The organism is bacterium, from assembly GCA_040755795.1.
In the GTDB taxonomy this organism is placed as follows: Bacteria; UBA9089; CG2-30-40-21; order CG2-30-40-21; family SBAY01; genus JBFLXS01.
In genome coordinates, this window is the sequence record JBFLXS010000096.1 from 1 (window position 1) to 11834 (window position 11834).

Here is an 11834-nt window from a genome sequence, read left to right on the forward strand (position 1 = left end):
GGCTTAACATCGGGGTTACGGTCAGCTAATATTTCAGAAAGGCTTTGAATAATTTGTTCTATTTCACTACGGGTGAATTTAGAACATATCCAGATAACGAAACGATTAAATTTGTTCATTTGGTTTGCCTCCTTTTAGTGGTTTTGAGAGAAACCAGACACAAATATTTTTTCCCATTATATCACAAAAAATGGGGGGAGGCAAGCCAAATTTACATAACTATCTGAAAATATAAAGAGTTAAGAGAAATTTAGGTAAAAATTTTTGACATTACCTTTAACCAGAGGAGGATATAAAAATGCCAGCAAAAAAATCACTGGTTACACAAACCCAAACCGCAACTAAAGCCCAAAACCTTGGTGAAATGATTAACCTATTTGACCCCCAAAGACCACTTGTTACCCAACAGGAGCAAGATAACTATTTCGTCTTAAGGTCAAAAACATTATTAGAAGAGATAGAGCGCTATCTTATTACCATAGATTCTCCGGTAAAGATACTATTTAGTGGTCACCGCGGCAGCGGAAAATCTACAGAGCTAAATCATCTTGCCCTACTCTTACAAGATAGATTCTTCATAGTCAGATTTTCTATTCTCAAAACCCTTTCTTTGGTTGATCTAAATTATATAGACATAATTCTAATGTGCGGACTTAACCTTATCAACAAGGCGTTAGAAGATAAGGTGAAGATAAATGAAGGTATTCTTCATAACATCCAGGATTGGTTACATAACGAGATTATTAAAGAGAGAATCGTAGAAACCCCAGAAGCACTGGATATCACAAGCGAACTGAATCTGCTGGTAGTAAAACTTACAGGAAAAATAACTAAGGAAAGCATAACCAGAACAATTATGCGCCAGCGCATAGAACCAAGACTGGAAGAGCTTATTGATAAAATTAACCTTACCATCAGTGAGATTGAAGAAAAGACAGCTAAAAAGACGCTTATAATTATTGAAGACATCGATAAAGTTAATCTTCAAAATGCATTAAACCTTTTCTTTCTCCATGGAACTTCTCTAACCCAAATTAACTCAAGAATCATCTATACCTTCCCTATTGCCCTACAATATTCAAATGATTTCCCTCAGATTAAAAGAGCATTTCATCGCGACTTTATTTTACCAAATATATTCATATCTGATAAGCAAGGAAATAAAAACTTAAAAGGAATAGAGCTTTTAAAAAGGATTATCTTAACACGGGTAGAAGCACAACTTATTGCTGAAGAGGCAATCCAGGAAGCAATTAATCTAAGTGGTGGAGTAATAAGCGAATTGATTAGCCTGGTGCAAGATGCCGCTCTTAAGGCTCTTGCCTCAAGGTATGAAAGAATTGATAAAGAGAATATCATCAAGGCAGGGAATAAAATTCGCCAGGATTACCAGGCTCTCCTTACCACAGAAGAATATGAAGTCTTAGAAAGGGTTCATAAAGGTGAGAAGAAACGCGGAACAAATGAACCCATTGTCCGAGACCTGCTCCATAACCTTGCTCTATTAGAATATCGTAACGATGATTTATGGATTGATGTGCACCCCATCGTTAAGGACATCTTATGAACGAAAAGATTAGTCAATTTGAAGATGATTTTAAGAGACTCCTTACCTTGATAAATGTTATCAGGAGAGGTAGTTTTATCGTCGCAATCTATGACCAGGAAGAAGTCCCAAAGCGAATTACTGCGAGGCTTAAAGAGAATTTTTCCGCTATGCCATTCCACGAGTTCTACATCACCTCAGATAACCCGGACCCATTACAGCTACTTAGAGACAACAATCTACCTTCTGACCCGCCTGCGGTAGTCTCTTTCTACGGTTGGGATGATGCCCCGACCGACGCACTAAGCAACCTGAATTTATCACGGGATGTGTTAGCAGAGTATAACCATAACTTTATCTTTTGGGTTCAGGATGCAGGCTTTGCTCGGATTGCCAGAGAGGCACCGGATTTATTCTCAAGACGCACCGGCGGTAGTTTTGATTTTAAGATTACCACACAAAGATGTGGTATCCTCTGCCTCATAGATATTGTCAATTTTACTCCCCAATCTGAAAGACTGGGTCCTTCCTACACCCAACAATTCCTTGATTACTATTACCACGAATCCAAACAAATTGTTGAAGGTTATGGCTTTGAATGGATAAGGTCTATCGGTGATGCCGTGCTCTTTTTTGGCGACTCAAATAAGACGCAGGAACTTATCAAGGTGATGCTTGCCTTGTTTCGGGAGCGGCAGATAAAAGATAGGTTTGGCTTCAAGGTTCTATTGCGGATGATTGCCCATCTGGGTTATTTCCAATTCTGGTTTGATGAAAAAGACAAGAAGATAGATTTGACCGGCTCTGAGGCTATAAGAACATTTAGAATAGAGAAAGAGGCAAGGCAGGATGAATTAATCGTTACCGATGCCTTATTTCAGGGATTACAAGCCCAGCTTAAGCCAAATAATATCAGTTCCGTTCCCTTAGGCGAGTTTCATCTAAAAGGATTTACCCAAACCCAAAAAGTCTTCCTCCATTGCCTCTTCCTGCCACAGGAAGCAGGGCTATCTGACCTTGAGACAAAACTACAAGCCCTTAAAGAAAAATTAAAGACTATCCCGGTGCTGGGCGGATTGTATCCACCTATTGACATTGAGCAAAACTTTATCAATCTTAACATAGATATAACCCTTGCTCAAAAAACAGCCCTGTCAAAAAGAGCGGTTTCCCTACCCAGAGGATTGAGTATATCTGCAAAGGAAAGATATGAGGAAGAGAAGGAAAAGGAAAAGGCCTCATATACCGCCAAAGAGGTATTTGAAACATTTAACAAAGGATTTATCTATGGTATTCCTGGTGCAGGCAAGACCACTATCCTGCACTATTTTACCCATTCTACCTTCAAGGAGGGAAAAACACCTATCTTTGTGTGCTGCAGGGAACTGCCAGACTTTGGCAAATGGTGTGAAAGGATGGGTCATAAACCTGAATTGGCAAGATATGAGCGGTCTTCTGCCATAGAATACCTCCTTTCTGGCTTCCTATTTCCTAAAAGAGAGCCGGAAACCTTGACTGTAGCTGAAGAAGTTGCCTTACAAACGGCAAGAAATGAACTCCTGCAACAATGGGAAAATAATTCATTAGCCCTATATGTGGATGGGTTTGATGAAGCATCATTAGAAAACCGCCAGATAATAATGGAGATAATAAAAAACCTGATGAAAGAAATTAAAGAGCAGGACAAAAATAAACTCTTCCTTACCTCAAGAAAGATTGAGGATGATTACCCCGCCGAGAATCTCCCCATATTTACGGTTGCCTCGCTTGAGCCAGAACAACTACGGCAATTAGTTAAAGGCTTTTATGGTGAAGAGACAGAACTTTATAAAAGATTTGATGAGGTTGTCTGGCGGGAAGAGGTGGTAAAAAGAATTGCCGGCACACCACTTACCGCTATCCTGCTGATGATATATTATCAGTTTTTTGAGAGAATTGAAAGAAGATATGTAATGTATGATATCCTCGTCAAGTTCTTCCTCTTACAAATATGGGAGAGGATAAAATTGAGGGAATTTGAATATCCTGAGAAGATAAGGGAATTCTTCATTGAAGCCAAAAAAGATTCACTGGCGAAAAAACCTGATGCGGCAAAACAATATGATTGCCTCTCTTCTCTATCCTACCAATGCCTCTATGAATCGGTAACTGGCTCCCCCCGTAGAGACATCAATCAGACTACTATCAAAACCGAAATTAAGAAAAGCGATGTGAAAGATGCAGATAAGTGGCTTACGGAACTCATTAATACCCAGCTCCTCATCCCTTCAGGCTATGAAGAGTTAACCCTCCTCCATTCTACGGTGATGGAATTTTTAGCCGCCAGATGGATAGCAATAAATAAAAGGATAGACATTAAAGGGGTTGCCCGGATAGATATCGCCCATCAATTAGAGACCCTATCTATTGCCTCTGAAAAGGATAGGGAGATAGGATATAGTATCATTGCAGAGCTTAAAAATGGTAAAGATTTAGCCCATACCTCACTTTTATACCGCTGTTTATGCGGGCTGGAAAGGATAGAGAAAGAGGAGCTGGAAGAACTTCAAACTATACAACCGCAAAAAGAAAAAGAAGAAGAGATAAGCAAGAAAAGACCTGAATGGGTATATAAAACCCTGAGTGATGTCCTTATGAGTGAAGATAAAGGGGTATTAAATGATGCCTTAAGGCATTTTGATGGCTCAGCCAGGCTACCCAGAAATACATTGCTGGAAACCTACATCCCGGCTAAAAATTTCTTTGATACCTCCTCTGAATTGCTCAATCTACGAATGAACTTATTAGAGAAGATAGTCCAGAAGGAGATGATTGATGCCTGGCAAAGGAAATGGCGGGATGAGTCTTCTTTCTTCTATTCTAATGTCCTTTGTCTTGATACCCCGGGATACCATCCTGAGGACAAAAACTTTGAATATTACTCAACGAATGTAGGCAGGTCCCTTCAAGGCTTCTTTGGCTCACCTAACCTGAAACATGATAGTGAGGTGAGAGGTTGTGTCTTCTCCCCGGATGGCAAAACCATCCTCTCGGCATCATGGGATAAAACCCTCAGGCTATGGGATGTAGCCAGCGGCAAAGAGATACGCCAGTTCTCAGGACATACGGGTGGGGTGTTTAGTTGTGCCTTCTCTAAAGATGGCAAAAGCATCCTCTCTTCATCAAGTGATAAGACCCTCAGGCTATGGGATGTAGCCAGCGGCAAAGAGCTGCGAAAGTTCTCAGGACATACGGATGATGTAGAGAGTTGTGCCTTCTCGCCAGATGGCAAAAGCATCCTCTCGGCATCAAAGGATAAGACCCTGCGGCTATGGGATGTAGCCAGCGGCAAAGAGCTGCGCCAGTTCTCAGGACATACGGCTGAGGTGTATAGTTGTGCCTTCTCCGGCGACGGCAAAAGCATCCTCTCGGCATCAAAGGATAAGACCCTGCGGCTATGGGATGTAGCCAGCGGCAAAGAGATACAGCAGTTCTCAGGACATACGGCTGATGTGTGGAGTTGTGCCTTCTCTGGGGATGGCAAAAGCATCCTCTCGGCATCAAGGGATAGAACCCTGCGGCTATGGGATGTAGCCAGCGGCAAAGAGATGCGCCGGTTCTCAGGACATACGGCTGATGTGTGGAGTTGTGCCTTCTCTGGGGATGGCAAAAGCATCCTCTCGGCATCAAGTGATAGAACCCTCAGGCTATGGGATGTAGTCAGCGGCAAAGAGCTGCGCCAGTTCTCAGGACATACGGATGATGTGTGGAGTTGTGCCTTCTCTGGCGACGGCAAAAGCATCCTCTCGGCATCAAGTGATAGAACCCTCAGGCTATGGGATGTAGTCAGCGGCAAAGAGATGCGGCAGTTCTCAGGACATACGAATGAAGTGTTGAGTTGTGCCTTCTCTGATGACGGCAAAAGCATCCTCTCGGCATCATGGGATAAGACCCTGCGGCTATGGGATGTAGCCAGCGGCAAAGAGATACAGCAGTTCTCAGAACATACGGCTGCGGTGTTGAGTTGTGCCTTCTCGCCAGATGGCAAAAGCATCCTCTCTTCATCAAGTGATAATACCCTCAGGCTATGGGATGTAGCCAGCGGCAAAGAGATGCGCCAGTTCTCAGGACATACGGATGCGGTGTTTAGTTGTGCCTTCTCTGGCGACGGCAAAAGCATCCTCTCGGCATCATGGGATAGAACCCTCAGGCTATGGGATGTAACCAGCGGCAAAGAGATGTGCCAGTTATCAGGACATACGGCTTATGTGGAGAGTTGTGCCTTCTCGCCAGATGGCAAAAGCATCCTCTCGGCATCATGGGATAGAACCCTCAGGCTATGGGATGTAGCCAGCGGTAAAGAGATGCGGCGGTTCTCAGAACATACGGATGCGGTGTTTAGTTGTGCCTTCTCTGGCGACGGCAAAAGCATCCTCTCGGCATCATGGGATAGAACCCTCAGGCTATGGGATGTAGCCAGCGGCAAAGAGATGCGGAAGTTCTCAGGACATAGGGATGAGGTGTTGAGTTGTGCCTTTTCTATAGATGGCAAAAGCATCCTCTCGGCATCAAGGGATAAGACCCTCAGGCTATGGGATGTAGCCAGCGGCAAAGAGATTCAGTGTATCCATCTTTTATGGATACCGAGGAATATAAGCCTCACTAATGATAAAAGTGGCAATCTCCTAATCCTCACCGCCAACCAGAACGGCACCCTGAGCTTGTTTAAGATAGAAAAAAAGGATATGGGGGTGGACCCCAAGGTCTCTCCTTGATCTGGGGGCTTATTTAAAAAGATAGAACACGGATTGCACGGATGAAACGGATTGACACGGATAAAGAATCAGTGAAAATCCGTTAAATCCGTGTCATCTGTGTTCTATTAAGATATGGAGTGATTATGTTACATTCTGATATAACGGAAAAGATCATTAAATCGTTTTACCAAGTTTATAACACATTGGGTTACGGATTCTTGGAGAAAGTTTACGAAAATGCACTTATTATTGAGTTGAAAAAGCTGGGATTTTATATATCACAACAGCAAAATATCAGAGTTTACTACAATGGTCAGGAAGTAGGAGATTATTATGCTGATATTGTTGTTAATGATCAGGTCATCATAGAACTTAAATCTGCCGAGAGTTTGAGGGAAGAACATAAAGCACAGTTGATAAATTATCTCAAGGCGACAGATAAAGAAGTTGGCCTTGTGTTAAATTTTGGTAAGACACCAGAATTCAAAAGGGTAATTTTTACAAATGACAGGAAGGAGATAGAACACGGATTGCACGGATGAAATGGATTGACACGGATAAAGAATCAGTGAAAATCCGTTAAATCCGTGTCATCCGTGTTCTATTCTTACGGCTATTTTTAGGAGAACGGCTATGTCCACATGGTGGACACAAAGGAGGACGAAAATAGTGGTAGGAGATAGAAGGTGGGAGGTAAGGAGATAGTCGTGAGAAGTGATGTTTTCTTTACTTTCTACTCTCTACCCTCTACTTTCTACTTCCTTATTTTCAAGGGAGATAAAAAATGCGAGTTGGAATTGGAATTGATATTCATAAATTAGTCAAAGGTAGAAAATTGATCTTAGGTGGAGTAGAAATTCCTTATGAAAAGGGATTAGAAGGCGATTCGGATGCCGATGTTCTAATCCATGCAATTATTGATGCCTTATTAGGCAGTGTGGGGCAGGGAGATATTGGCAGAACATTCGGTGTAGGCAAACCTGAATTAATGGGAATTTCCAGCATTACCTTGTTAGAGAGAGTTTATAAAATAGTCACTGAGAGAAATTTTATTATAAATAATATTGATGCCTCCATTATCGCCCAAGAACCGCAATTGTCTCCATACATTGACCAGATGAAAAAGAATGTGGTTAAAGTGATTAATGTTGAGGAAGAGGAGGTAAATATCAAAGCTACTACGACTAAAGGACTCGGTATCATTGGTGAAAAAGAGGCAATTGCCTGTGTAGCCGTAGTAAGTGTGGTAAAAATAGGCTATGGAACAGAAGGTTAGGGTAAGATTTGCACCCAGTCCAACAGGTTATCTTCATTTAGGTGGTGTCCGCACAGCATTATTTAACTGGCTATTTGCCAGACATCACAATGGTAAATTTATCTTAAGAATTGAAGATACGGATTTAGAGAGGTCAGAACAAGCCTCTGAAGGAACAATTATTAGTTCGTTGAAATGGCTTGGGCTTGATTGGGATGAAGGTCCTGAAGTCGGTGGCGAGTATGCCCCGTATCGCCAGCGAGAAAGATTAAAAATTTATCAAGAATATGCTGATAAACTCTTGCAAGAGGACAAGGCATATTATTGTTACTGCACTGAGGAAGAACTGGAGGCGAAAAGAAAACAAGGAATACACGGATATGATGGTAGGTGTAGAAATTTAACCACATCGGAAAAACAACAATTAACAGACGCAGGCAGAAAACCTGTCATTCGATTTAAAATCCCGGAAATAAACGAGATGATTGTCGTCCAGGATTTAATTCGAAGGGATGTAGAATTTTCTTCAGAAATCCTACATGACTTTGTCATTATTCGCTCTGATGGTGTTGCGGCATACAACTTCGCGGTGGTAATAGATGATTATTTAATGAAAATAACCCATGTCATTCGTGGGGATGACCATTTATCAAATACCCCTAAACAAATATTACTCTATCAAACATTCGGATTTGACCTGCCACAATTTGCACATTTACCAATGATTTTAGGACCAGATGGGGCAAGATTCTCAAAACGACATGGGGCAACATCCACAGAGGCATATCGAGAACTGGGCTATTTACCAGAGGCATTGGTCAATTATCTGGCACTGCGCGGTTGGTCTTCAGCTGAGCAAAACAAAGAAATTTATTCTGTGGATGAACTCATCAAAGATTTTTCATTAGAACGGGTGACCAAAAGTCCGGCTATTTTTGACATAGATAAGTTAAACTGGATGAATGGCAATTACATTAGAAATGCTGATTTGGTTAGATTAACTAAATTGGCTATCCCTTATTTGAAAAAGAAAGGATGTGTTACCTGTTGTGGTGATTTTGAGTGGCTTAAAGCAGTCGTGGATTTGGTTAAAGACCGCATAAATTGCCTGTCAGAAATTACTGACCAGGTTGATTATATATTTAATTCAAAAATAATCTTCGATGATGAGACAAAAGAGATTTTAAAGGGTGAGAAGGCAACCCAAATATTAGATTGCTTCTCTAAAAAATTAGAACAGACAGATGATTTATCCCCAGAAAAGATAGCATCAGTGATTAAAGATATAGGAAAAGAAATTGGTGTCAAAGGTAAAGAATTATTTATGCCAATTAGAGTGGCATTGACTGGTAAGATACACGGACCTGAATTACCTGAAATCATAGCGGTATTAGGCAAGGAAGTGTCTTTAAAAAGAATTAAAACCAATTAGCACTGAACAAAGAGCACGGGTAACCGTTCAGGTAATCCTTTACCGCAGAGACGCAGAGAAACAGAGAGGAAAATATCTTTTTTTCGCGTTTTTCGGTGTTTAAAAATGCGGTGGTGTCTTAATCTATTAGAACATCTAACGGGATTCATTCGTGATTATATATTCCCTCTGTGTTCTCTGTGGCTCTATGGCTATATCCTGAACGGTTACAAATTTTGGAAAGGACAATGAATAATCTCCATATCTGCATAGATTTCACTATTAGTGTTATTTTCAGACACCACCAAAATTTTCACCGAGAATTGCTGTGGTAATATGAATTATATTGACAATACTTATTATTCCGAGTATACTTAATAAAACAATGAGCAAGAAGTCGAAAAAAAGTTTTGATTATTATAATCTAATCGTAGAAATTAACTTAATGCTACTTATCATTTCAGTTCCCTGGTTTATTGACTTGAGATTAAGTGGGGTAATGATAGGCAAATTAGCCTTGATGCACCTTTTCTCCGGAATTATCCTTATAACCTGGTTAGTAAACTTTTTCCTGTCTAATCAGATTAAATTCTTTCATACTAAATTTGACCTGCCACTTCTTTCCTTTCTTGTCGTGAGTATTGCCGCAACTATATTCTCTAAAAATCCTTATTTAAGCCTGGTTGGTGCCTATTATCGCTATGAAGGATTGATTACCTTTATTAATTATCTTTTTCTGTTTTATGTTGTGGTAAACTTCTTAAATCAGGATTCTATTTATCGAATATTAAATGTAACTGTTTTTACAGGTGGTTTAATCGGTTTTTACGGATTAATGCAACATCTAAACCGTGATTTAGTGGGATGGGGGGCCTATGATAGCAATCGTGTCTTCTCAACTTTTGGTAATCCTGTTTATTTAGGTGCTTATACCGCTACTTTACTTCCTATTGCCCTTGCTTTATGTTTGCAGGAACTAAAGATTCAAAAAAAACCAGCGATTAAGATTAAAAATATCGCGGATAAAATTAAGCAGTTAACTCAATCCCTGGTCACCATTTGTATCAAAATTAGTCCCTGGTTTTACGGAATGTGTTTAGCTCTTATTTTAGCCGGTTTATGTTTAAGTATGGGACGAGGGGCATCTATTGGATGTGGACTTTCAATGATTGCTTTTCTGTGCTTATCCCTGAGAATAAAACATAGCTTTATCACAAAAAAGGTAATTATTGCCTTAAGCATTCTTATAGTTGTAGCTGGATATTTCAATCTTAAACCTGAAACTTCTTCGTTTGGAAGAATTTTACAAATGGTTAATCAGGCTGTTAAGGTAGATGAAGAGATGCCTACGACTTCTTCTGAGACAGCATTTACCAGAAGCTTGAGATCCAGTGCAGGGGCAAGACCCATTATGTGGCGAGATTCATTTAGAATTATTAAGGATTATCCCTTGCTCGGTATCGGTCCAGAGACATTTGGACTTATCTATCCACAATATCGCTCTTTAGAACTTATTCTGACCGAAGGAGGACAATATGGGCGGCCGGACCGAGTTCATAATGATATTATAGATTTAACCTTAGCAAAAGGACTTTTAGGATTAGGGGCATACTTGTGGATGCTGATTATCTTCTTCGGGCTCTGCCTGAAAGGGGCTTTTGCGGTAAATAAAGAAAATAGGCTTGTGAATATTGGTCTTTTTTGTGCGGGGGTAGGTTATTTTGTTCAGAGTCAATCCTGTTTCTGGATAATTCCCAGCACATCTATTTTCTTTATCTTCTGTGGTGTGGCGGCAAGACTTAATAGTCAAGAGGGGACGGCATCCATTTCCCTTCCTGAAATCCCCAGATGGATTAAGTTAGTTATCTTCATAATTATTATTCTCCCAATGATTGTTATCACCAGGTTCACGATTAATATTTATTCTGCCGACATTGAATTTAAACAAGGCAGAGACCTTTATTTTGGAGGGGCAGTAGTTGATTCCATCCCAAGATTTGAAAAGGCATTACTCTTAAATCCTTATGAAAGGCATTATTACGAACATATCTTACATGCATATTTAGATACCACTCAAACTTTTAAAGAAAATATTAAAAAGGCAATTGAAGCAGGGGAAAAGATTACAAAAATTTACCCCGAAGATACTATTTTTCATAACTTACTTGGCGTTGCTTATAGCCAGGATGACCAAATAGATAAGACTATTTCCGAGTATCAAAAGGTATTGGAATTTGACCCGTTTTTTGCCGATGTCCGGGGTAAATTAGGGACAATCTATATGAGTCAAAAGAAATATGATAAGGCAATCAAACTGTTTAAACAAGGATTAGAAGTAAATCCTGAATGTGGTTTATCTCTCGATAATCTATCTAAAATATACGCTCTCCAGGGTAAGACAGAACAAACAAAGGCACTGCTTAAAAAACTTATCACGACAAACCCGGATAATTTTGAGGCACATAATAATCTTGCCCGAATTTACTATGATGAAAAGAATATCACGGAAGTAATTAAGGAATGTCAGGAGATGATTCGGATTGCCCCTCAAAATATAGAGCCGCGTAAAAATCTTGGCTCTATCTATTTTCAACAAAGACGATTTCAAGAGGCATATTTAGAATTTACGAAAGTATTAGAGATAGACCCAAATAATACCTATGCTAAAAATTTAATTCGGATGATTGAGGAACAGAAAAAGAAGTAGTAACTATTCACCGCAGAGACGCAGAGGAACAGAGAAAACATGGAAATAAATCAGGTAACTATTCAGCATACCAAGCAAGTAGGTAGTAGGAAGTAGGAAAGTAGGAAGTAGGAAAGGGGGAAAATACTTCATACTATTTTACTCTTAATTGATTTGATTAAAGCTATAAGTATCCTACT

General features: G+C 40.1%; 6 protein-coding genes. All 6 read left to right on the forward strand.

Features of this window, described 5'->3' with window-relative positions; all coding sequences use genetic code 11:
- Nucleotides 1-298: 298 nt before the first annotated feature.
- Nucleotides 299-1567: a hypothetical protein gene (locus tag AB1414_08150; GenBank protein MEW6607411.1), complete on the forward strand. Its 1269-nt coding sequence runs from the start codon at nt 299-301 to the stop codon at nt 1565-1567.
- On the forward strand, nt 1564-6300 hold the full coding sequence (locus AB1414_08155; protein ID MEW6607412.1) for a hypothetical protein: 4737 nt from the start codon (nt 1564-1566) through the stop codon (nt 6298-6300). Before AB1414_08150 ends, AB1414_08155 begins: the two co-directional genes overlap by 4 nt.
- Before the next feature lie 125 nt (nt 6301-6425).
- Nucleotides 6426-6824 carry a GxxExxY protein gene (locus AB1414_08160; GenBank protein MEW6607413.1) on the forward strand — a complete coding sequence of 133 codons (399 nt, stop codon included), beginning with the start codon at nt 6426-6428 and terminating at the stop codon, nt 6822-6824.
- Nucleotides 6825-7066: 242 nt separating this feature from the next.
- Nucleotides 7067-7558 carry a 2-C-methyl-D-erythritol 2,4-cyclodiphosphate synthase gene (gene ispF, locus AB1414_08165; protein MEW6607414.1) on the forward strand — a complete coding sequence of 164 codons (492 nt, stop codon included), beginning with the start codon at nt 7067-7069 and terminating at the stop codon, nt 7556-7558.
- Nucleotides 7542-8969, forward strand: coding sequence for a glutamate--tRNA ligase (gene gltX / locus AB1414_08170; protein ID MEW6607415.1), 1428 nt, complete (start codon nt 7542-7544; stop codon nt 8967-8969). The genes ispF and gltX overlap by 17 nt, the downstream gene beginning before the upstream one ends.
- A gap of 364 nt (nt 8970-9333) precedes the next feature.
- Entirely contained in the window at nt 9334-11655 is a 2322-nt protein-coding gene (locus tag AB1414_08175) for a tetratricopeptide repeat protein (GenBank protein MEW6607416.1), read from the forward strand.
- Nucleotides 11656-11834 lie beyond the last annotated feature (179 nt).